This is a genomic window from Brevibacillus sp. SIMBA_040 (assembly GCF_046535075.1).
In the GTDB taxonomy this organism is placed as follows: domain Bacteria; phylum Bacillota; class Bacilli; order Brevibacillales; family Brevibacillaceae; genus Brevibacillus.
This window is the reverse complement of record NZ_JAWRXI010000002.1, coordinates 16,681-40,279: the sequence shown is the minus strand read 5'-3', so window position 1 is coordinate 40,279 and position 23,599 is coordinate 16,681. Positions and strand designations below refer to the sequence as shown.

Sequence of the window (23,599 nt, the reverse complement as noted above, 5' to 3'; positions counted from 1 at the left end):
AGGGAAGCGCGATGAGTAATTCCGAAATCACGATAAATGTCGGAGCACCGTCGGCAGAGCCCGTCTATGAACGCCGGTCACCATGGGCGTACATGCTTCGCCGGTTTAAAAAGAATAAGCGTGCGCTGATCGGCTTTTGGATGGTTGCCGTATTTATAGGCTTGGCTATTTTTGCGAGAGTACTTGCACCGTTTGATCCGATTGAGCAAAACATGAATGTGATCCTGCAGCCGCCATCGATGAATCATTGGTTCGGCACGGATGAGTACGGGCGCGATATTTTTTCGCGAATTTTGTACGGTGCCCAAATATCCTTGATGATCGGAATTGTTGGAGTCCTGATTTCGGTTGTAATCGGTGTTGGTCTGGGGACGGTATCGGGTTATTTCGGAGGAAAAGCCGATATGCTAATCATGCGAATCATGGATATTTTCATGGCTTTTCCCAGTTTTTTGCTCGCGCTGGCTATCGTCAGTGTGCTTGGGCCAGGAATGGTCAATGTGATGATTGCGATCGGCATTTTTTCCGTTCCTACATTTGCCAGAATCTCACGGAGCGCTGTTATTTCTGTGAAAACAAAGGAATATATCGAGGCATCCAAGTCAATGGGAGCTAGCCATGCGCGCATCATTTTCAAGCATGTGATTCCAAACAGTGTTGCTCCTATCATTGTCTTGTCGACCATGCGCATCGCGACCGCAATTCTCACCGCCTCCGGACTCAGCTTTCTCGGCATGGGTGCACAGCCTCCAACACCTGAATGGGGCGCGATGCTAAGCACCGGCAGGGAGTACTTACGCTCTGCACCGCATGTCAGTACGATTCCGGGCTTGGCAATCATGTTTATGGTGCTGGGCTTCAATATGCTCGGTGATGGGTTGCGTGACGCGCTTGATCCAAAAATGAAGCTGTGAGATGGGAGGGAGAGCCATGGAGCGCAGCATCCTGGAAATAAAAGGATTGAAGACGTTGTTTTACACGGATGACGGAGTGGTAACCGCTGTGGATGGAGTCGATATAAAAGTTCGTGCGGGAGAGACTGTCGGAATCGTAGGGGAATCCGGCTCCGGCAAGAGTGTCACCTCCTTGTCTGCCATGAGATTGACACCGGGAAAAGTGGAAGGCTCGATTCATTTTAACGGTCAAGATGTCGTGCGCCTGTCAGAAGAAGAGATGAGAGAGATTCGCGGAAATGAGATGGCGATGATCTTTCAGGAGCCGATGACCTCGCTCAATCCTGTCTTCACGATAGGGGATCAGATTGGGGAAAGTGTCCGGATTCATTTGAAATACAACAAAGCGCAAGCACGAGAACGTGCAATCGAAATGTTAAAGCTCGTTGGTATTCCGAGAGCAGAGCAAATCGTGGATGAGTATCCGCACCGATTGTCAGGCGGGATGCGCCAGCGTGTCATGATTGCCATGGCAATGGCTTGCAATCCCAAGTTGCTCATTGCTGACGAACCAACTACGGCTTTGGATGTGACCATTCAGGCGCAAATTCTCGATTTGATGCGTGAGCTGAAAACGACCAAAGGCACGGCTATTCTGTTAATTACGCATGATCTGGGAGTCGTAGCGGAAATGTGCGATCGAGTCGTGGTGATGTATCACGGAAAAGTGGTGGAGGCAAGCGATGTGATTACGTTGTTTACGAGTCCGCAGCACCCGTACACCCAAGGTCTGATGAAATCCATGCCGACGCTGGATTCAGCAGAAAAACGGCTCTACTCAATCAAAGGAAGTGTGCCTCCACCAGGCGCTTTGCGCAAAGGGTGTAGCTTTGCTCCCCGATGCGATTATGCCATGGATATATGCAGAAGTGAAACGCCGCAGCTAGAAGAAATTGGTGCAGATCATGTGAGCAGATGCTGGCTCCATTCAGCCGAAGGGAGGTGGAGTGATCATGAGTCAGCCATTAATTGAGGTAAGCAATCTGAAGAAATACTTCCCGATTAAAAAAGGGATTTTCAGTCGAACGATCGGGCACGTCAAAGCAGTCGACGGCTTGGATTTTACCATTTTCAAAGGGGAAACGCTCGGTCTGGTAGGTGAAAGCGGCTGTGGGAAATCGACAACAGGGAGAGCGATCCTGCAATTAATCGATCCGACAGAGGGCGAGGTCAAATACGAGGGCAAAAATCTGGTCGGTATGAAGACCGCCGAAATGCGGAAGCTGCGCAAAGACATGCAGATGGTCTTCCAGGACCCGTATGCTTCACTTGATCCGCGGCTTACTGTTGGGGATATTATCGCCGAGCCCTTGGAAATCCACAATATTGCACAGGGCAGTGAGAAGAGCCGGCGCATCGATGAACTATTGAATGTAGTAGGTCTTAGCAGCGCCCATGCCAAGCGCTACGGTCATGAATTCAGCGGAGGACAGCGCCAGAGGATCGGGATTGCGCGTGCACTTGCCTTGAATCCCAAGCTGATTGTGGCAGATGAACCGGTATCTGCTTTGGACGTGTCGATCCAGTCACAGGTCATCAATCTGTTGCAGGACTTGCAGGAGCAATTTGATTTGACTTACCTTTTCATCGCGCATGATTTGAGTGTCGTGAAGCATATCAGTAACCGAATCGGCGTGATGTACTTGGGACGCATCGTGGAGCTGGGTGACAAGGAACAGCTGTTTCATTCCCCGCTGCATCCGTACACAAGAGCCCTTTTGTCAGCTGTCCCAAATCCGAATCCACTGATGAAAAAAGAGAGGATCGTGCTACGTGGAGACGTTCCCAGCCCAGCCAATCCACCAGCAGGATGCACCTTTCATCCACGTTGCGGTGATTGCATGGAGATTTGCAAGACAGTGAAACCAACTTTTAAAGATGTGAACGGTCGATACATCGCTTGTCACTTGTACGAGTAAACGAGCTTGTTTACCCAAGGAGGAGGTACGAATGACGTCAACGAACTATATGAAAGAGATGAGCTGGACTGCCTTTGTCGAACGGATCGAGAAAACCGACCTGGTTCTATTACCAACTGGAGCTTGTGAGGTGTACGGTCCACATCTGCCGCTGGGATCGGATCTGCTGGTCGCCACGAAAATCGCAGAAAAGGTAGCCAAACGTGTAAATGCCATCATTGGCCCAGCACCTGAGGTGGGCGACTCATCCGCACTTGATGATTTTCCGGGAACCATTACGATAAAGCCGGACAGCTACAAGTCGTACTTACAAGATGTCGTAAACAGCTTGGTCAAATGGGGATTGAAAAATTTTCTTTTCATTAACGGGCACGCAGGCAATGTAGCGATGATCAATCATGTGGCGCAAACACTTCGCGAGCGACCTGAAATTCGTTGCGCGCAAATCGATTGCTGGCGCTTCATCAAATCACAGGATCAAGGTATCGTAGAAACAGGAGAAGTAGCGCACGGGCACGCTGGTGAGGCGGGAACGTCTGTCATGATGTACTTGTATCCTGAGCTTGTTGATACGAGTAAATTCGTTGACGAGGTACCCAAACAAAAAGATTTATTTCCTGAAATCATTAAATATTCACGTTATTCTACAAAAACAGAGTCGGGTGTCATTGGCTATTCTACAGCAGCAACGAGTCAAAAGGGCGAGGTTCTTGTCCAGCGTTCCGTCGATCGGATCGTTCATTTTTTGCATGACACATGGGACATTCCTCATTCCTAGTACATAGTAAGCGGTCACTGCGCTCGATGTAGACAGGAGGATTTATGATGACAATAAGTGGAAATCAGGTGAGAGTGGCTGTTGTACAAGCATCCCCAGTGATAATGAATTTGACAGAGTCGATCGAAAAGCTTCGCACGTTGACATCAGATGCGGCCAATCAGGGAGCCAAACTAGTGCTATTCCCGGAAGCTTTTCTTTCTGCATACCCAAGAGGACTAAATTTTGGCTCCAAGATCGGGAGTCGTTCTGAGAAGGGACGAGAAGACTGGTATCGGTATTGGGAAAGCTCTCTCGCTGTGCCGAGCGCAGAAACCGATCGACTTGCTAAAATAGCAAAGGACTATGCGGTATATCTCGTCGTAGGGGTAACGGAAAAAGAGCATGGCTCTGGTACGCTCTATTGCACCGTTCTTCATTTTGGACCAGATGGTACATTACTCGGAAAGCACCGGAAATTAAAGCCAACAGGGATTGAGAGACTGGTTTGGGGGGAAGGAGACGGGAGTACCTTGCCCGTTTTCGAAACACCTTATGGGAAAATCGGGAGCTTGATCTGCTGGGAAAATTACATGCCCCTGGCACGCATGGCTATGTACAGTAAAGGTGTGGAGCTCTATTTGGCACCTACGGCGGATTCCAGAGAAGTATGGCAATCGACAATCCGCCATATCGCCTTGGAGGGACGTTGCTTCGTTTTGTCTTGTAATCAATTCGTTACGAAGGAGATGTACCCGACTGATTTGGCCTGCTACGAAGAGCTGGAATCAGAGCCAGAAGTAATGTGCAGTGGCGGGAGTGCCATCGTAGGACCGCTTGGAAACTATGTCGTAGAGCCTGTATACGGAAAAGAAGACATCTTGCTTGCTGATCTCGATTTGAGCCAAATTGTAAAAAGCCGTCTCGATTTTGATGTAAATGGGCATTACTCCAGGCCGGATGTGTTCCAGCTTTGGATCGATGAGAGACCGCGCACCAATACGAAAGAGACGTGTAGCGAGTAAAAATGGAAAAGACAACCACTTGCATGGAGCTCCTTGTTTGGAGTGACAGTAGATGGTTGTCTTTCTTCATAATGTAATCATTCACTCTACGTACAACCCGCCCGTATACATCGCAGTCAGATTACGGGCAATCTCATTTACAGAATGGCTATACTCATTTCGCACGATGTCCCACAAATACATTTCGTTGGCAAAAAACCATCCTCTGGCGATCAAGATGTGGTCAACATCCTTGCGAGCTAAGCCGTTTTGCTGGGAATAGACGATATCCTGCGCAATGTGCATGATAAACCGCTCACGAATTTCTTTCCATTTTTGATTCACATCTTCTGATAGCCGTATGCCTTCCTCAACGACCTGCATCATGGCACGCTCCTGATTTGCCATTTCGAGAAAGAGTCCAGCCTGTTTTTCAATCATCGCACAAGCCTCTTCTTTTGTTTGGGGGTGGAACGGCAACTGCGCAATGGCATAAAACTGGTTCATGACTTCATCCATTAAGTGGATCAGGATTTCGTCTTTTCCGGTGAAATGCAGATAGGCAGTGCCGTATCCGGTTTCAGCCTTTTTTATAATCTGCGTAATCGTCGCTTTTTGAAAGCCATGCTCGATAAAAACATCTCGAGCTGCGCCAAGCAGCTTTGCCCTGGTCTTAAGGGACCGTTGTTTTCTTGCAGAGGCTTGCTCATTAGATGGGTTCATGCCGAGTCCTTCCATTTCTTTGATTTATAACTGACGCGATGTCATTGACACGATGTCAGTTATAGAATATTCTAAATTCAATAGTGAAATCAAGTCAAAAAGGGTGATTACGATGAAAGAGTATACGTTCGATCCTTCGATAGACTGTGCACGTGTATTAGATCAGGCAGATGAATTGGCAGCTTTTCGTAATGAATTTTACATAAAACCAGAGCGAATTTATTTGGATGGCAACTCGCTCGGATTACTCTCCAAAAGAGCGGAGCAGTCGCTTTTGGATGTATTGGACACATGGAAGGAGTACGGCATCGACGGATGGACGGAAGGTCCTAATCCATGGTTTTATTTATCCGAAAGTCTAGGAGAAAAAATGGCGCCGCTCGTAGGTGCGAGACCTGAGGAAGTGATTGTTACCGGCTCGACCTCCGTGAATTTGCATCAGGTAGTTGCGACGTTTTACCAGCCTAGCGGCAAAAAGACGAAAATACTTGCAGATGAATTGAATTTTCCGTCGGACATTTACGTGATGCAAAGCCAGCTACAGGCAAAAGGTTATGATCCCGATGAGCACTTGGTTCGAGTAAAAAGCCGTGATGGACGATTTATCGAGGAAGAAGATATTATTGCCGCGATGACAGATGAAATTGCATTAATCGTTTTGCCAAGTGTTTTGTACCGCAGCGGACAGATACTCGATATGAAACGGCTGACCAAAGAAGCACACGATCGCAACATATTGATCGGCTTTGACTGCTGCCATTCCGTTGGTGCCATCCCGCACTACTTTGATGAGTGGGGTGTCGATTTTGCCGTCTGGTGCAACTATAAATACGTGAATGCCGGGCCTGGGGGCGTTGGAGCCATATACGTTAATCAGAAGCATTTTCATCGGGTACCTGGTCTTGCGGGATGGTTTAGCTCTAGCAAGGAAAAGCAATTTGACATGGAGCATGTGCTGACACCTGCGACTACGGCAGGAGCTTTTCAGATTGGTACGCCACATTTGCTCAGCATCGCTCCCTTGATCGGATCACTCGAAATCTTTGCGGAAGCAGGTATTGACCGCTTGCGGAGCAAGTCGCTACAGCTAACGAACTACATGCTCTATTTGATCGGGCAAGAGCTGGATGGCATGGGCTTTACGATCGGAAATTCGTTGGAAGAAGAAAGACGCGGAGGGCATGTATACCTGGAGCATACAGAGGCGGCGAGAATTTGCAAGGCGTTGAAAGAAAATGGAGTGATCCCGGATTTCCGAGCTCCAAACGGGATTCGCCTGGCTCCGATGGCTTTGTATAACACCTATGAAGAAGTGTGGCATGCTGTTCAAATACTTGCCAAAATCATGCGAGAAGAGCAATACAAAAAATTTGAGAATAAACGGGGAGTCGTCGCCTAAAACGAGTCGCCAGACCTGCGTGAAAATAACAGGACACTCCTTCATGAACAAACAATGATCTGCCCGAAAAGAAGGGAGCAAAACAAAGAACCGGAAGCTAATCTGTCTTCCGGTTTCTTCTGTTCTCTTCCAACGATCTGGTGTTAACGCACTTTTTTCATACCGAGCAACGTGATTTCCCCCTGATCATCACGGGAAAACGTGCAGCTCCAATCCTGCCACAAATGCTGGAAGGAGGCTTCTGATCGTGGATAAAGCGGAATGACTGTCTCCTCATTCCAAACTAACAACCACTGCTCTCCGTCTTGCTCCACGCTTGCAGTACAGCCAAACCCTTCATAGATTCCCATGTAAGCGTCGTACACTTTTTTTTCAATCGGATATTCTGGTGGACGTCGAGGAACGGAGATGTCCTTTCCAAAAAGCAAGGTACTCAAGGCTTCCGCAAGCTTGCGTACAGGTACGAAATCATAGTTGGTCAGCATAATGACTGTGGCCTGCTCGTCTGGGAACCTGTGCAGTTCACTTCGATGCCCGCGGTATGCACCACCGTGATGGACTCTTCTGTGTCCAAGATACGTGTCCAGAAACCAGCCAAAACCGTACCCTGAACCGGTTGCTTGAAAGGCCAATTCTCGTGTCTCTTTTGAAACTAATTTTTCGCTGTACAACGCCTGGTCCCAGAGGTAGAGATCATTGACTGTCGAATACATGGCCCCGGCGGAAAAGCTGGAGCTCATATCCATATACTCGCACAAGATGAGATCGTTCCAAGAAGAATCATAAGCCGAGCTCATATGAGGGATAACCTTTCTGTTGTTATCTAAGCCCGTGTCATTCATCCCGAGGGGAGCGAGTAAATGCTTGCTCAAAAAGTTTTCAAATTTCAAACCGGTTATTTTCTCGATGATCATCCCAAGCAAGAAATAGCCGGAATTTTGATATGCGAAAGTAGAGCCTGGTGGAAAAGCAAGCGGTTGATTCACAAATAAATTCAGAACCTCTTGTCTGGACATCCTTCGTTTGTTTCCATACTTATTGTATTCAGGCAGGGATGAGTAATTGATGAGCCCGGAGGTATGGGTCAACAGGTGTGTGATAGTAATATCCGGCATCCAGCTAAGCTCAGGAAAGTAACGATGCAGTCGATCATCTAAAAGAAGCTGTCTTTGTTCAAACAATATCAAAATAGCCATCGCCGTAAACGATTTGGTAATCGACCAAATCCGAAATTTCGTTTCTGTGGTGTTCGGTACATGATGCTCGAAATTCGCATAGCCATACGCTCTTTTGAGGAGAACTTCCCCTCGATGGGCGACTAAGACCGTTCCGCTCAAAGGCCAATCACGTTCATACGCGTTTATATATGTTTCCAACCGTTCCGGTAACCCAATCATTTCCATCCCCACCGCCAAAATATTTTACCATAGCAACCCGCAAGCAAGGTTAACCCCCACCCGCTTTTGCCAACCGCTACATTCGATTAACGTAAGTTAGCATTCTTTATCGCTGCTTGAATGTACGTCTCCAACGTATCAATAAACGCTTTGGCGGCATACCCCAGATATTTGTCCGAGCGATACACAATACAGATGTCCTGACTGGGAGTAGGATTCAAGAGAGAAACAATGGCAATCTCCTTCTGGCCAAGATTTTCGAGAAGCAGGCGAGGCAGTACACATACACCGATCCCTTGTTCTACCAATGAAAGGAGCGAGGATAGGGTAGTGGTTTCAATATGCGGCTGCAGTCGGAAGCCTTCTTGCTGGCAGTACTGGCTAATCAGCTGTCTAACTTGATGATCGGGTGGGAACATAAGCAGTTTCAAATCCTTGAGCCGTGAAAAGGGGACTGCTTTTTCTGTAGCAAGAGAGTGGCCAGCCGAAATAGCCAAGGCGAACTCTTCGTGAAACAAGGGAATAACAGTCATTCGCTCGTCGGAAACAGGCATCGTTGTAACTCCAATATCGATCGTCCCTTGGATAATCTGCTCCAGGATTTTCGTAGATTCGATGACGGACAAGGATAGTTTGGGATAGGTGCGGTGAAATTCGATGAGCAGCGCGTTAAACATCAAATCGGCGTCTCCGGGAAGGACACCGATTGAAAGGGAGCCGCTTTGGACGTTCTGTAGTTCAGCGATGGCTGAACGAGCATATTCAAGATGTGAAAAAACATGGCGGCTTTGTTCCAGCAGCACTTTTCCGGCTTCGGTCAAACCAATGCGTTTTCCCAGGCGATCAAAGAGCGGTACACCAAGCTCGCTCTCCAAAAACTTGATTTGTTGACTGAGATTGGATTGCGAGGTGCACAGCTTCTCGGCCGCTCGGGAGAAATGCATTTCTTCACAAACGGCGATAAAAAATTCTAATTGACGTAGCTCCATGTAGCCATCTCCTGCGTCTCATCGTTTTTATTAATCATTATAATCGGAAAAGCATGATTGTTGGCTTTCTTTCGAAGAGGTACACTGATTTTGACGATAAGCGCGCGCGAGTCAAGAAACGATAATCATTGGAGGGATTGCCCCATGTCTCAAAACATAATTCATACGGCTGTATCTGTTCGGCAGATTGCATTGCAGCAGGTTCAAGCGATTCCAGAGGAGTTCTTTGACGTTCATCCTCAGGCATTTGCCAATACCATTCGATGGAATGTGGGACATCTCATCTTTTCCCTCGATTTTTTTCTCTCGCTCGGCCTGCCTTTTCATTCCAATCTTCCAGAAGCCTATGCGACATTCTTTCATACGGGAACGAAGCCAGCAGATTGGACTCTTGCCCCTCCGGCAAAAGCAGAGCTTGTCCAGTACATGACAGATCAACTGGAGAGACTTGCCAGACTAGCCCCAGAACAATTCGATCAGCCGCTGCCTTCGCCGATTGAGATGGGCCCGTTGCGATTCGAAATCGCAGGAGAGGTTGTCAATTTTGCCCTCGTCCACGAAGCCATGCACCTTGGGACGATCTCAAGTATCGTCAAAGTGATCCAGCACGAGCTTGCGGATAGCGTGAAATAATGAAATGAACAGAAAAGAAAAATCTAGGACGGATGCTGGTCATCCGTCTTTTTTGTACGGAGAGGATCTTGTCATTTCTGATCACGTAATAGGGACACCGTAGCACCCCTAGCCTTTGGAGGCATTGACATTTTCCATAAAAAGTAAAGATAATAAACTAAGTCTGTTTTTCATGTATTGAAATTGCAAATCAAAGGTAAATGGTTCAGAAGGTAACGTAATAAATGTTACGTCAACTTTTGGAATGATAGTATAGATGTCTATTATATAGAGGCCAAAGGATGGATTTTTAAAATGAATATCATGAAAGGGATTGGAATAATTGTTATATTCACGTTCCTGACTGCGTGTACTGTACATGAAATTAATCAGGATACATTTTTGAGCAGAGACGTTATTACTGCGCAACAGCCTAATACAAGTGGAACTAAAATGAATGCAGCATCCATTCCAACTCCAAGAGATGATTTAGTGGGAACGATTGGTACTGAGGCAAGTAACTCTCCGGATAGCTTTACTCTGGATTTTTCTAAAGTTGAATGGGAACAACCTTTGCTCCAAGCTACTTTAACGAATAATCTAGGATCAATAGTCGTAAAGAAGCAAATAAACCATTATGTTGTATTCCTCTATCAAAAAGACCAAGAAAATATATATGCCGCAATCCAATCAGGCTCTACTATTTTTGATATCGGTCAGATTGGATACACACTCCAACAAAAAGATTCCATATCAATTGAGCAGGTAGATGCATTTGGTAAAGCCTATGTGAAAATTACGGGTTTTTGTGGAGCAAATTGTCCGATCACTAATTATGTTCAAATGGACAAGAATCCCCCAAGTCTTTTCCAAATTCAAGCCCATACCGTAGAAGCAGATTTGAATGAAGACGGCATAAAGGAGATTATTGCCACAGTTGGTACGTTAGCGGAGACATCGATCTATCGATGGCGTCAGGAAAGTATGGAAACTGTTAATCTAAATGAAGCTATGAAGGCACAGGTGGTTATTTACAAGTCTGAGACGAATACGTTTGAAGCGAGTTTACAGAACGAATCGATGTCGGTTTGGAAATATCTCGAGGGAAAAATAGTATCACGTACCGTGATTAAAGGAGACTTATGAACGTGCAGCGACTCAACGCTTCTCCTTATTTTCTTCATCATTTCTATTTATACTGAAAAAGAGTAACCCTCGCATTGTGTTTGGAGGTGTAATAGATGTCTTCCATATTAATCGTGGATGATGAGCCGCAAATTTTGGAAATCCTCTCGTCATATTTGAGAAAAGAGGGCTATCACGTTCTCACCGCGTCTGAAGGAGGGAAAGCGTTGGAGATCGCGGCAACATATCCATTAGCTCTGATGATCCTTGACCTCATGCTTCCTGATAAGACAGGTGAGGAGGTATGCATAGAAGTGCGCAAATCATCCCGTGTCCCTATCCTGATGCTGACCGCAAAAAGCGGGGAAGCAGACAGAATTAGAGGCTTGGAGATTGGTGCCGACGATTATTTAGTCAAGCCTTTTAGCCCACGTGAGCTGGTAGCAAGGGTTCGTGCCATTTTGCGCAGGATGGGGGATTATCAGTCCTTGAGCGATCTCGTTGAAATAGGGGAGCTGACGGTATCCTTGGGGGAAAAACGGATTTTTTTGCGAGGGAAGGCAGTTGAGACCACACCAAACGAGTTTCGCTTGCTGGCAACGCTTGTACGTTACCCCGGTCGAACGTGGACGAGGGATGAATTAGTGGAGGAAGTACTGGGAATGGACTTTTTAGGGAGCGATCGAACTATCGACACCCACATCAAAAACTTGCGCCAAAAAATAGAGGATGACCCGAGACAGCCAGTTTATATTAAAACGGTTTACGGACTGGGCTATCGTTTCGACGATCCCGACAAGAGTCGGGGGTAGACGATGAAACGTATCTGGGTGAGGCTTGCCCTCGTCATTTTACTGGTGAGCGCGAGTGGCATTTTGATTTCAACGATCCTTTCCATCAAGGAAATGCAGCATCATTTTGCGCTCTATGTGCGTGACGTGAATCAAGTCCATAAGCAAGATCTGGTTAAGATGCTCAGGGACGAATATGCGATCCATCAAAAGTGGGAGCAAAGTGCTTTTCAAAAACTAGAAGCCGCTTCCCAATTGCTCGGATTGCAGATCATGCTCTATGACGAAAACCTCAAGCTTCTTCGTTCTTTTGGGGATACGCTTGCTGTTGCTATGACTGGTGGTGACGATGAGCTGACCCAAATAGTGGAGCAGGGAAAGACCGTCGGTTCCATACGCATTCATTTTACTAACACCGGAACCACTTTTTTGGAGGAGCATTTTCAAATCGCCCATACAAATGCGATGCAATGGACGATGCTCGCTCTGCTCATCATTGTCTGTCTGGTCAGTATCGTCACTGCGAAACGCTTCACCAAACCAATTGTCACCATGAGTGAGGCGGCAGTAAAGGTGGCTAAAGGAAATCTGGCAACGAGAGTTATCGTTCCGCCTGGAAATAATGAGCTTGCCAGTCTGGTTGAATCATTTAACAACCTGGTGAATAGCTTGGAAAACCAGGAGGAGCTGCGAAAGAGACTCACCTCTGATGTTGCACATGAGCTGCGCACTCCGCTCAATACATTGCTGGCGCAAACGGAAGGGATGATTGATCAGGTTTGGGAGGCAACACCGGAGCATCTCGAGGCGATCCGCACAGAAGTACTGAGACTCATTCGGATCGTTAGTGATCTGGATCAGGTTATGCAGGCAGAAGCCGGGGTCCTGACGATTTCCAGAGAGAAAGTGGACATGGGTAGATTGGTGGAGGCAACAGTTGCATCAATGACCGCTACTTTTCAACAAAAGCAAATCGCGCTCTCAAGCGAGGTTCAATCTGATGTTTGGGTGATGGGTGACGAGCAACGGCTAGCGCAAGTGCTGTCCAATTTGCTGACGAACTCGCTCAAACATGCAGAGAGTGGCGGTAAAGTGCTCGTGACTGTCCAAAAAGCAGGCGCTTTTGTCGAGGTCCAGGTAATCGATAATGGCAGCGGCATTTCACCGCAGGATTTACCATTCGTGTTTGAGCGCTTTTACCGTGGGGATCGATCGAGAAATCGGGGGCGCGGTGGTGCTGGCTTGGGATTAACCATCGTGCAAGGAATCGTGGAAGCGCACCTGGGAGAGGTTCTCATCAGCAGTACAGTCGGAGCAGGTACGACGGCTACGATTCGTTTACCAGCTATAAAAGAAGCAGGGCAGGGAAAATAGTTCCTGCCCTTTTGCATGTGATCACTCAGGCATGTTATTCACTGTAGGATCGACTACAAAATCTCTTTGGAAGCCCTCGTATTTTACTTCTGACATCATCCCTTGCGCAGCGTGACCCAGATCATGACAATGAAACATCCATTCTCCGGGGTTATCCGCAATAAAGGCAACGACAAACTCCTCTCCTGGCAGCAGATTTAATGTGTCTTTTACTAATGGTGAACCGGAAACGGGCTGTCCGTTTTTACTCAAAACCTGGAAAAAATGCCCGTGCAAGTGCATGGGATGAAGATCCTTTGGAGACTTGTTCACGAGCTTTACCTTTACCAAATCTCCTTTTTTAACTTGGAGTGGAGGCGTGTCCGGATAGGTTTTTTCATTAATCGTGAAGGTCATTTCTCCGCTTTTCATTTCGGTATTCAAATCCATCGTATACTCGATGTCATACGAATCGCCCGGCGAGAAATTACTTTTTGCAGCTTCTCCATATTTCGTAATATCGATCAGAGGCAAATTTCCTTTTTCCGCCTTTGGCTTGGTAGCCTCATAGCCTTCGTACACGATCGGAACGGTCAACGATGCCGCCCCAGGATTTGAGCTGAGTTCTTCCAAAAGCCAGCTTCCCGGATTGTTTGCCACAAACTCGATATCGTAGCGTTCGCCAGGAGCGATATTCAACAACTGACCACTGACGAGCGGCGGATTGTTAATCGGCTGACCGTCCGTAGAAACAATTTTGTACTCATGTCCCTGCAGGTAAAGCTGATGGGATAGAAAGCCGGCATTAACCAAACGAATTCGCACTTTATCTCCCTGTTTGATCATAAGTGGGGAAATGGCTGAGCCTGTTTTACCGTTTGCGGAAAAAATCGTGTACATCAGTGGCATCATTTCCGCATCACTCATGGGCATTTCACCGCTATTGCTGTTCATCATGGAGGAATGATCGCTAGTTGTTGTGCTCATGCTCATCCCTGCATGTCCACCACCGTGACTCATGCCTGCCATGCTGTCGTCTTTTAACCACTCATCGACGACAAGGGTGAAGTCTTTATTGACCGGCTGCTTCTCTTTTGGCTCAACCACCAAGGAGCCGTATAGCCCTTTATCTACTTGGACAACTCCGTTTTGATGCGAATGGTACCAGTACGTTCCGGGGACATCTACTTTGAATTGGTAGGTAAAGCTTTCGCCAGGCTTAACCGCATTTTGGGTGATACCCGGAATTCCGTCCATGTTGTTCGGGACGGGGAGGCCATGCCAGTGGATCGTGACAGGCTCTGGCAACTGATTTTGCAACAGTATTTTGACTGTCTCACCTTGTTTTACGCGAAGCTGTGGACCGGGAACCGTACCATTATAAGTCCAAGCGGTTTTCATCGTATTATCGTCCAGATGAAGCATGCTTTCTTTTGCCGTCAGTGTAAAAGTATTTCCTGTCAGTACTTCCATGGCGGAATCGTTTGCCGCGGACATTGTTTTGGCCTCTGTAGCTTGTTGCGGTGCCTGGGACATATTTCCCATGTCATGACCTTGATGATCCATTGGCTGACTGTTGGCAGCACAAGCGGAAAGCAACAAAGTACCTGTCAGGATCAACGGCAGGGCAATCCGTTTTTTTCTCAGTTGCTTGGTAATCACATGTATACCTCCTTTTTACTGATGCAACCAAGGTAGCACATGACTATGAAGAAAAGATGGAGATCACAATACATACTTGACCGCTAGGAATAATCAGATTAAACTAATGGATAATCTAGCCGATCAGACAACTGAAGGCTCCCATAGCTTGCATGGTTTCAAGCAAGTGAGGGAGCTTTTTTCTTTTTCACAGAGAAGCTGTTAGGAGGATGAATATGGAGTATAGATGCCCGGTTTGCCAACAGATTTTTCAGGCAGAAGCTGATTTATGTCCTCATCTGATGCAGTTTTTAGAAGCGCTCCATGGGCAAAAGGTATGGAGAATCCGCCTTCTGCACCGATATGCATTTGAATTTTACAGTGACGCGCAGATCCAGGATATGGTGAAGACAGAGCCCTTGAATGTTTCCGAGGTGATGTGCATCGAAGCATTCAATGCCAAGACGTTTCAAGGGGTAAACTCTTTGGGAAAACAGGTCTCACTCTTTGAATAGACCCAAAATGAGCATGTCCGATGCAGCCGAATTTGACAGGATAGCTTTTACAAAATAGAAGGAGGCGATTGGATGAATATTGAAAACCTCGAGGCGTTTGTTTATGTCGTTCATTTCAACAGCTTCAATAAAGCAGCAGATGCCTTGTTTTTATCACAACCATCTATATCAGCACGTATTCAAACCTTGGAGCGGGAATTGGATGTGAAGCTGTTTCTACGGGAAGGCAAAAACTTTTCTTTAACGGAAAAGGGGAAGCAATTTCTCCCGTTTGCCCAGCAAATCCTGCAATCGTACCGTAAAGGCAAGCAGCAGCTCCGACGCGAACAGACCACCCTGCACGAGCTGAGAATTGGCTGCACCGCGTCCGTTTCCGCCTATATCATGCCAGAGCTGCTGCCCATACTTAAACAGCTAAATCCCGAGCTGCAAATTAAGCTGGTGACGGCGCCAAGCGAAACCATACTCGAAAAAGTTCTGCAAAAGGAGATCGATTTGGGACTTGTACGCAACATTAGCCATCCCCTGATCGACTCTGTTTTGTTCTATGAAGACCCGATTCGTTTGTATGTTCATAAAGACCATCGATTTATCGAGCAGCATCCGAGCATACTGGACGAGATCGGTGGGGAAAAGCTCGTTTTTTTCGAATGCGGGTCGCTTGACTGGATGAAGCTGCACAGCTTGTTCGAGACTTTGCAGAAGCAGCCTGTCATTGATTTGAATATCGACAATCATGAGACAGCCAAAAAGTGCATTGCCAAAGGAATGGGGATCGGATTTTTGCCTGATCTTTGCGCACGGAAAGAAGTGGGGGACCAGCAGCTGTTTCCGATTGATATTCCGGCTCTTGCAAGCCTTTCCTTACGCACCAACATTATTACATTAAAAGGAGAAGGCGGGGAGCTTCGCAAACGTTTTTTAGAGCTGATCGAGCATGTTCACCATTCGCAATCGGCTGAATCGAATCTTTCTATGCATCAATAGAAATCCCTGATTGGGGAATGGATTGACGATGAGAGGGCATGGTGATAAAGTTTGGAATCATAAAACCAACTAAACATATCGGGTTTTATAGAAACAAAACTTCACTCATCCGGGGAAGGAAGATCGATTCGATGAAATTTGCTTTGTTTAGTCTCATGATGAATATTCCAAACGCAGTAACGGGAGAAACCTTAACGACACAGCAAAAGTTTCAAAATGTTTTGAAGCAAGCTATTCTCGCCGAAAAGCTGGGCTTTGAAGCGTATGGAGTAGGGGAGCGCCACGGAGAGCCTTTTATTTCATCTGCTCCACCAGTCGTTTTAACAGCCATTGCCGCACAGACATCACGGATTCGCTTGCTGACTACCGTGACAGTCCTCAGCGTGCTTGATCCGGTCAGGGTAGCAGAAGATTATGCAACACTCGATCATTTATCAGGTGGACGACTGGAGCTGATTATCGGAAAGGGCAATGACCCACGTCACTATCCGTTGTTCGGCATTACAGAGGAGGACCAGTGGGATTCACTGGCAGAGCGATACGAGCTGCTCAACCGCTTATGGAGTGAGGAAAATGTCTCGTGGAGTGGAAAATACAGACCGCCACTTCATCAGGTGACTACTCAGCCAAGGCCATTTCAGGTGAAAATTCCTGTCTGGCATGGGAGTGCTTCCAGTACGCTCTCCACTGAACTGGCTGCGAAGTATGGCGATCCGATCTTTTCGTCAAACGGGTTTCACCATATGAGCAAATACAAAGCACTGATTGATCATTACCGGGAGCGCTGGGAGTATTACGGTCACGATCCGAAAGACGCTGTAATAGGAGCAGGCGGTGGAACCTTGTACCTGGCGGATACAGCTGAAGAAGCTGTCCGGCGCTATCGTCCCTATTACAATGCTTTTCATGCGACGGACTCTTCCAAGCACAATCAAACTCCGTTTACGGACCTGGAAGACAACATCAAAAATGGCCCGGCTTTGATCGGAAGCGCCAATTTCGTGATCGAGAAAATTTTGAAATACCACGAAGCATTCGGTCATCAAGTACTCAGTATCAGTGTGGACGGTCTGACTGAGGCAGAACAGCAGGAGCAAATCGAGCGGTTTGCAGCCGATGTCATGCCTGTACTTCGCAGAGAGCTCCCGAGTACCGTTTGGGGAGATGGCCCGATACTGAAAAGAGCGGATGAAGTGGCTGTCGCAGCCAAATAAAGAAACAAAAGAATCAGCGAGCAAGAGAAAATGATGGTCTCATACAAAACTTAAACCAATTAAATCGATTGATTTACTGAGTAAATTGAACTATCACTTTTTTGGGAGGTCATGTAATCATGAGCCAAATCGATATTCAGGCCTATCTGGACTTGCACGGACAATTAGCAGACGCGATCAAAGGGTTAACAAAAGAAGAGCTGCACTGGAAGCAAAAAGCAGAATCCTGGAGTGTGACCGAAGTCCTTACGCATCTACTGGATCACCAGATCGTGGTTTCGTTTCGGATTCGCGACGTACTTGCCCGTACGACTGTCCAGCTTCCGGCTTTTAACCAAGACCTGTGGGTAAATGGACAGAAGGGTAATGAATGCGACCCGGAAGACATTCTGGAAACCTATCGTTCTTTGCTTCAATACAATGCACAGCTATTTAGAAGACTGACACCTGAGGAATTGGAGAAAACAGCGATTAACCACAAAGGTGACACGGTGCGTGTCGTCGATATTGCAGCTGGCTTCATCAAGCATGTCCATCATCACATCGGGCAAATAGAACGGATCAAGCAGGCACAGGCTGCTCAAAGCGTACGCTGACCTGAGACATCAACCAATACACGAATAAGGGAGTAGAACGACAGTGAAGATCGAACACACAAACAAATGGATAAAACATACCGCTCTTTCACTTATCACGGCAGCACTGCTTGCCGGATGCGGATCAAACCAAGGCCAAAACTCGAATTCTTCTGCACCAGCGGATCAGACTGCTGCCTCGGCAGGAAACGAGCAAGGTGGCGAATTGACGTATGCCTTGGCTACTTCTCCAGATACGCTGGATGCTGGAGCGAGCGGTTTTGCGGTATCCCATCGGGTGTTTCGCAATATTTTTGACAGCCTCGTGTTTCAAGCAAAGGACGGTACCTTCCAGCCTTGGCTGGCCAGCAGCTGGACGAAATCAGAAGACGGCAAAGAGTACACGTTCAAGCTTCGCACGGACGTAACCTTCCAAGACGGCACTCTGTTTAATGCAGCTGCGGTCAAAGCAAATTTTGAACATATTTTTGCCGGAGGACGTGGACAGTCTCGCTCCTTGCTCGGTACATTCTCGTCAGCAGAGGTCGTGGATGAGCATACAATCAAAATCAAATTGTCAGAGCCGTTTGAACCATTACTTGCCGGACTTAGTTCAGGTTTTCTCGGCATCTCCTCGCCCAAGGCATTTGAGCAGTACGGGGATCAATACGGCAAGAATCCCGTAGGCTCGGGACCGTTCAAATTTGTGAGCTGGACGGAAAATGACCAAATCGTCCTCGAAAAAAATCCGAACTACAACTGGGGGCCACCAGGGGCTGACAATAAAGGTCCATCTCAGCTGGATAAGATTACTTTCAAGATCATCCCGGAGGAGGCAACGCGAATCGGCAGCGTACAGAGCGGTCAGGTGCTCGCTGCGGAGACCGTTCCACCACAATTGATTACTGCACTTAAAAATGATCCCAACATAGCTGTAGATCAGTCGATCACAAATGGCACTGCTTTTTCCCTTTATCTCAATACGAAAAATGAGCCTTGGAACGAGATGAAAGCACGTCAGGCTGTCCAACTGGCAGTAGATGTCGATACGATTGTTCAAACGCTCTATTTGGGCACATACGAGCGCGCGTGGTCCGCATTGACACCGGGTATTCTCGGCTATGATTCTTCACTCGAAAACAAAGTGAAACCGGATATTGCCAAAGCCAATCAATTGCTCGATGAATTGGGCTGGAAGCAAGGGGCGGATGGAATTCGTGAAAAAGATGGCAAAAAGCTGATCCTTCGTTATCTTGACGGGTCGCCAAATCGGGAAAAACGCAATGATATCGCAGCGATCGTACAGCAGCAGCTGAAGCAAATCGGGATTCAGGTCAATCTGAACATTACCAAAGATACCAATACACCGATTACAAACGGTGAGTACGACATTTTCGGCAATTCCCAAGTAAAAGCGGACCCTGATATTCTGCGCAATCTGTTCCGTTCAGATAGGGTCTTTACAAAAGGCGGAACCAACTGGTCGAATGTGGCAGACCCGAAAATTGACGAGCTGCTCGATCAGGGCGCGGCAGAAAGCGATCCGCAAAAGCGAAAAGAAATCTACGCCCAAATCCAGGAGTACATGATTGACAGGGCAATCATTCTCCCGATCTATGTCTTCCCGTATACCGTCGCTCATTCGAAAAAGGTAGAAGGATTGAAATTTGATCTGCTTGGCTATCCGTTATTGTACGACGTCACCATTCGCCAGTAATGAAAGGAGGTAAGCCTTGTGACTGGAACGATTGCTACCCGCCTGCTGACCTCACTTCTTGTTGTCATTGGCTCGTCGATGCTTGTCTTTGTCATTATGTTTGTGCTACCTGGTGATCCGGTCCTGCAGCTGCTCGATGGCAACGCAACAACTCCTGAGGCGATTGAACAAATGAGGCAGCAGCTCGGGCTGGATCAACCGTTTTACGTCCAATTTATGCAGTATTTCCTGCAGCTTTTGCAGGGGGATTTTGGTGCATCGCGGATCGACAGCGCGCCGGTACTTCCTAAAATACTTGCGCACGTACCGGCAACGCTCGCCTTGACAGCGGTCAGTACTACGGTGTCCGTGCTGGTAGGTACGATTCTGGGAGTGCTTTCTGCCATTCATCGAAATGGAATCATCGATTTGACAGCAAGGTTTGTTGGCTTGTTCGGGATATCCATGCCAACCTTTTGGACAGGAATTTTGTTGCTGCTTTTGTTCTCCATCCATTTGAGGTTGTTCCCGATAGCAGGATCGGACGGATGGAAAACACTCGTTTTGCCAGGAATCACGTTGGGACTGGTGGGGGCAGGGTTTATCGTTCGGATGGTGCGAAATACGATGCTGGAGGTCATAAGCGAGCCGTTTATTGTGACCCTGCGCGCGAAAGGCTTGACGGAGAGAGTCGTTATGTACAAACACGCTTTGCGAAACGCACTCATACCAGCCCTGACGATGATGGGTGTCATGGTTGGCGAGCTTTTGAGTGGAACGGTGGTCGTGGAGACTGTTTTTGCACGGCAGGGAATCGGGCGAATTCTCGCGGATGCCATCATGTCAAAGGATATGCCAGTTGTACAGGGTGTGGTCTTTTTCACTGCCATCATCTATGTACTCGTCAATTTGCTGGTAGATGTCTCGTATTCCTTTGTCGATCCACGCATACGACGATCACAGTGAGGGAGGAGGAAGCGTAAGTGAAAGAAACGACGATCACGAAACCACTTGGGACAACAGTCCAGCTGCACCGGTATCGGCTGAGACGGTTGGAGCCGTCACAGTTTTTCCTGTTTGGGGCAGGACTGGTTGTACTGTTTCTAACGATATGTGCCATCTCTCCGCAATGGGTGGCACCTTATGCGCCGACTATGATTGACCCGACCAATTTGCTGCAGCCCCCGAGCGCGAGTCATCTATTCGGGACGGATTATTTTGGGCGAGATGTCTTTACGCTTGTCGTTTACGGCAGCCGTGATTCCCTGCTCATCGGACTTGCTTCTGTCGTCGTTGGCGGAGTGTTGGGAGGGGTGCTCGGGGCGATCTCCGGTTATGTCGGTGGACTTATTGATCTCATCATTATGCGCATCATCGAGGTGCTGATGACGATTCCGGGTATTCTCTTGGCTCTGGCTATCGCGGCGGCACTGGGACCAAGCACGCTCAATATTATTCTGGCGATTGCCTCTGGGACGATTCCTCGCTATGCAAGAGTAATGCGCAGCTCGATTTTAACGGTGAAGCACCGCTCTTATGTCCTTGCCTCACGCTCGATCGGGAGTTCTGAATTTCGTATCTTTTGGAAGCATGTCCTGCCAAACTCGACCGCTCCTTTTCTGGTGATGGCTACGATCGGTATCGGGACATCTATATTAACAGGTTCGGGCCTCAGCTTCCTTGGACTGGGGGTAATCAAGGAAATTCCGGATTGGGGTACGGTCTTGTCTCAAGGAAGAGGATACTTGACGGTTGCCTGGTGGGTTTGCACCTTTCCGGGGCTTGCCATTGCGTTGTTCGTCCTTTCTATAAATGTAATTGGAGACCGGATTCGGGACGTACTGGACCCGAAAAAAGAGTAACGGATAATTCAAAGGAGGTAGCTAATGTCACAATTCCTTCTCGAAATCAAAGGGCTGACGGTTGAATTTCCGACATCTGAAGGATCAGTAACGCCTGTAACTGATGTATCGTTTCACATGAATCGTGGGGAAACCGTATGCCTGGTTGGCGAGTCCGGCAGTGGAAAGACAATCACCTCCAAAGCGATCATGCGCCTGATTGACTTTGAGCGGGGACGGATTGCCGCAGGCACGATCAAGCTGGATGGTGAAGACCTGACTGCTTTTCCCCAGAGTATTCTACAGTCAATTCGGGGAAAACGCGTTGCTATGGTTTTTCAGGAGCCGATGGCAGCCTTCGATCCTGTATATACGATCGGAACACAGATTGTGGAGACGATCCGCAGGCATGAAAAGAAAAGTTCAAAGGAAGCGCGTGCTCGTGCAGTTGAGCTTTTAGAGCGAGTCGGACTGCCTGAGCCGCAGCTTCGCTTTCAGCAATATCCAAATGAACTGTCGGGCGGGATGCTGCAGCGAGCGATGATCGCAATGGCGCTCGCCTGCGGCCCAGAGCTGCTGATTGCGGATGAGCCGACGACCGCTTTGGACGTGACAATCCAGGCGCAGATTTTGACGCTGCTTCGTGATTTGCAAGCAGAGTACGGGATGTCGATTTTACTCATCACACATGATCTGGGGATCGCAGCGGAGATGGCAGATCGCATGATTGTCATGTATGCGGGCAGGATTGTTGAGCAAGCTCTGACGCAAAAGCTGTTTACAGAACCGAAGCATCCCTATACGGCAGGTCTGCTGCGCTCTATCACCACCATGGACAGTGATCGCTCGGCTGCGCTCTATACTATCGAAGGCACTCCGCCAAATGCTGCTGATTTCCCCGCAGGCTGCCGCTTTCATCCCCGTTGTCCACTGGCGACAGAGCATTGCCGTACTACCGCACCGCCACTTGTTGGAACCAGTGATCATGAGGCAGAGTGCTGGCATAGCGACTCGCTGACGGGTAGGCACGACCTAGGGCACCTTGGTACGTCTATAGCGGAGGTAGTGGTTGGCGAAGAGCGATCTGCTGACAGTCATCCACCAGATCTGGAACCGCAGTTGTTGTTTGAGGTGAAAGGATTGACGAAGCATTATCCAGTCCGGGGATCTTTTGGTCAAACAAAAGCCGTTATTCACGCTGTAGACAACGTCTCTTTTGCGATTCGGGAGAGGGAGACATTTGGACTCGTAGGTGAATCCGGCAGTGGCAAATCTACGTTGGGGCGTGTTTTGATCCAGCTGGAAAAAGCTACAGCAGGCTCGGTGCTTTTTCGTGGAGAGGACCTCGGCAGGATAGAGGCATCAAGGCGTAGAGCGCTTCAGCGTGACATGCAAATGATTTTTCAAGATCCATATGGTTCCGTTAATCCGCGCTGGACGGTAGAGGAGACCATCGCTGAGCCACTTTCCGTACACAGTAACATAAGCCGTGCGGATCGCCGAGAGAGGGTAGAGGAGCTGCTGGAACTGGTAGGGCTGAACCCGACTTGGGCGGATCGTTACCCGCATGAATTTTCCGGTGGTCAGCGCCAACGAATCGGGATCGCGCGTGCTATCGCGTTGCAGCCCAAATTTGTCCTTGCAGACGAAGCGGTATCTGCTCTCGATGTATCGGTTCAGGCTCAAATTGTAAATCTCATGCAAGCATTGCAAAACAAGCTCGGACTCACGTATGTATTTATTGCGCATGGTCTCAATATCGTTAGACATGTTTCTTCACGTATTGGGGTGATGTATCTCGGCAACCTGGTAGAAATAGCGCCAGCAGAGGATTTGTTCCACCATCCTGCACATCCCTACACAGCCCTGCTCATTTCATCCATTCCTTGGCCTGATCCTAGCCGTAAAAGAGAATTTACTCCGATTTCGGGCGAGATTCCATCGCCAGCGGCTCCACCACCTGGTTGTCGGTTTCATACCCGCTGCCCAGCCGCGACGGTGCGTTGCCGGGAGCTTGCGCCAGAGCTGCTTCCGATTGGAAACGGCCGCATGGTAGCCTGCCATTATCCTATCTAAATCCAGTCATAGATGATCAGTAAGGAGGAACA

At 48.0% G+C, this 23,599-nt stretch carries 22 protein-coding genes; 18 read left to right on the top strand and 4 right to left on the bottom strand.

Annotated features, from left to right (window positions below):
- The first annotated feature begins 11 nt into the window (after window positions 1-11).
- From nikC to SB752_RS03185, 5 genes are read left to right on the top strand one after another with little or no spacing between them, the layout of a single operon-like run.
- Window positions 12-914 carry a nickel transporter permease gene (gene nikC, locus SB752_RS03205; protein WP_410714302.1) on the top strand — a complete coding sequence of 301 codons (903 nt, stop codon included), beginning with the start codon at window positions 12-14 and terminating at the stop codon, window positions 912-914.
- Window positions 915-930: 16 nt separating this feature from the next.
- Window positions 931-1,926: an ABC transporter ATP-binding protein gene (locus tag SB752_RS03200; RefSeq protein WP_410714301.1), complete on the top strand. Its 996-nt coding sequence runs from the start codon at window positions 931-933 to the stop codon at window positions 1,924-1,926.
- Window positions 1,907-2,872 (top strand): ABC transporter ATP-binding protein, encoded by a 966-nt coding sequence (locus tag SB752_RS03195; RefSeq protein WP_410714300.1) that lies wholly within the window; start codon window positions 1,907-1,909, stop codon window positions 2,870-2,872. The genes SB752_RS03200 and SB752_RS03195 overlap by 20 nt, the downstream gene beginning before the upstream one ends.
- Window positions 2,873-2,903: 31 nt before the next feature.
- Window positions 2,904-3,650: a creatininase family protein gene (locus SB752_RS03190; protein ID WP_410714299.1), complete on the top strand. Its 747-nt coding sequence runs from the start codon at window positions 2,904-2,906 to the stop codon at window positions 3,648-3,650.
- A 47-nt stretch (window positions 3,651-3,697) separates the two neighbouring features.
- Window positions 3,698-4,654 (top strand): carbon-nitrogen hydrolase family protein, encoded by a 957-nt coding sequence (locus SB752_RS03185; RefSeq protein WP_410714298.1) that lies wholly within the window; start codon window positions 3,698-3,700, stop codon window positions 4,652-4,654.
- 81 nt (window positions 4,655-4,735) lie between these two features.
- On the opposite strand, the gene SB752_RS03180 is transcribed toward SB752_RS03185, so the two are convergent.
- Window positions 4,736-5,356 (bottom strand): TetR/AcrR family transcriptional regulator, encoded by a 621-nt coding sequence (locus tag SB752_RS03180; RefSeq protein WP_410714297.1) that lies wholly within the window; start codon window positions 5,354-5,356, stop codon window positions 4,736-4,738.
- 112 nt (window positions 5,357-5,468) lie between these two features.
- Between SB752_RS03180 and kynU the strand changes: the two genes are divergently transcribed.
- A complete protein-coding gene (gene kynU, locus SB752_RS03175) occupies window positions 5,469-6,755 on the top strand; it encodes a kynureninase (protein WP_410714296.1) in 1,287 nt (428 codons plus the stop codon).
- Window positions 6,756-6,898: 143 nt separating this feature from the next.
- Here kynU and SB752_RS03170 read toward each other — a convergent pair whose 3' ends face one another.
- On the bottom strand, window positions 6,899-8,152 hold the full coding sequence (locus tag SB752_RS03170) for a serine hydrolase domain-containing protein (RefSeq protein ID WP_410714295.1): 1,254 nt from the start codon (window positions 8,150-8,152) through the stop codon (window positions 6,899-6,901).
- Window positions 8,153-8,238: 86 nt separating this feature from the next.
- Entirely contained in the window at window positions 8,239-9,141 is a 903-nt protein-coding gene (locus SB752_RS03165) for a LysR family transcriptional regulator (protein WP_410714294.1), read from the bottom strand.
- Between the two features lie 144 nt (window positions 9,142-9,285).
- Between SB752_RS03165 and SB752_RS03160 the strand changes: the two genes are divergently transcribed.
- The 4 genes from SB752_RS03160 (at window position 9,286) to SB752_RS03145 (ending at window position 13,043) form a co-directional block, all read left to right on the top strand.
- Window positions 9,286-9,774 (top strand): DinB family protein, encoded by a 489-nt coding sequence (locus SB752_RS03160; RefSeq protein WP_410714293.1) that lies wholly within the window; start codon window positions 9,286-9,288, stop codon window positions 9,772-9,774.
- A gap of 294 nt (window positions 9,775-10,068) precedes the next feature.
- Window positions 10,069-10,899 carry a hypothetical protein gene (locus tag SB752_RS03155; RefSeq protein ID WP_410714292.1) on the top strand — a complete coding sequence of 277 codons (831 nt, stop codon included), beginning with the start codon at window positions 10,069-10,071 and terminating at the stop codon, window positions 10,897-10,899.
- 95 nt (window positions 10,900-10,994) lie between these two features.
- Entirely contained in the window at window positions 10,995-11,690 is a 696-nt protein-coding gene (locus SB752_RS03150) for a response regulator transcription factor (RefSeq protein WP_410714291.1), read from the top strand.
- A 3-nt stretch (window positions 11,691-11,693) separates the two neighbouring features.
- Window positions 11,694-13,043 carry a sensor histidine kinase gene (locus tag SB752_RS03145; RefSeq protein WP_410714290.1) on the top strand — a complete coding sequence of 450 codons (1,350 nt, stop codon included), beginning with the start codon at window positions 11,694-11,696 and terminating at the stop codon, window positions 13,041-13,043.
- A gap of 21 nt (window positions 13,044-13,064) precedes the next feature.
- Here the strand turns inward: SB752_RS03145 and SB752_RS03140 are convergent, their stop codons facing one another.
- Entirely contained in the window at window positions 13,065-14,684 is a 1,620-nt protein-coding gene (locus tag SB752_RS03140; protein ID WP_410714289.1) for a multicopper oxidase family protein, read from the bottom strand.
- Between the two features lie 215 nt (window positions 14,685-14,899).
- Here SB752_RS03140 and SB752_RS03135 point away from each other — a divergent pair, with 215 nt between their 5' ends.
- From SB752_RS03135 to SB752_RS03100, 8 genes are all read left to right on the top strand, one after another.
- Window positions 14,900-15,178 (top strand): hypothetical protein, encoded by a 279-nt coding sequence (locus SB752_RS03135; RefSeq protein WP_410714288.1) that lies wholly within the window; start codon window positions 14,900-14,902, stop codon window positions 15,176-15,178.
- A 72-nt stretch (window positions 15,179-15,250) separates the two neighbouring features.
- A complete protein-coding gene (locus tag SB752_RS03130; protein ID WP_410714287.1) occupies window positions 15,251-16,165 on the top strand; it encodes a LysR family transcriptional regulator in 915 nt (304 codons plus the stop codon).
- Between the two features lie 131 nt (window positions 16,166-16,296).
- Window positions 16,297-17,379 (top strand): LLM class flavin-dependent oxidoreductase, encoded by a 1,083-nt coding sequence (locus SB752_RS03125; protein WP_410714286.1) that lies wholly within the window; start codon window positions 16,297-16,299, stop codon window positions 17,377-17,379.
- A gap of 119 nt (window positions 17,380-17,498) precedes the next feature.
- Window positions 17,499-17,975, top strand: a complete 477-nt coding sequence (locus SB752_RS03120; protein WP_410714285.1) for a DinB family protein — start codon at window positions 17,499-17,501, stop codon at window positions 17,973-17,975.
- Window positions 17,976-18,018: 43 nt separating this feature from the next.
- On the top strand, window positions 18,019-19,671 hold the full coding sequence (locus SB752_RS03115) for an ABC transporter substrate-binding protein (RefSeq protein WP_410714284.1): 1,653 nt from the start codon (window positions 18,019-18,021) through the stop codon (window positions 19,669-19,671).
- An 18-nt stretch (window positions 19,672-19,689) separates the two neighbouring features.
- On the top strand, window positions 19,690-20,616 hold the full coding sequence (locus SB752_RS03110; RefSeq protein WP_410714283.1) for an ABC transporter permease: 927 nt from the start codon (window positions 19,690-19,692) through the stop codon (window positions 20,614-20,616).
- Window positions 20,617-20,693: 77 nt separating this feature from the next.
- Window positions 20,694-21,512 carry an ABC transporter permease gene (locus SB752_RS03105; protein ID WP_410714727.1) on the top strand — a complete coding sequence of 273 codons (819 nt, stop codon included), beginning with the start codon at window positions 20,694-20,696 and terminating at the stop codon, window positions 21,510-21,512.
- Between the two features lie 24 nt (window positions 21,513-21,536).
- On the top strand, window positions 21,537-23,567 hold the full coding sequence (locus SB752_RS03100) for an ABC transporter ATP-binding protein (protein ID WP_410714282.1): 2,031 nt from the start codon (window positions 21,537-21,539) through the stop codon (window positions 23,565-23,567).
- Window positions 23,568-23,599: the final 32 nt, after the last annotated feature.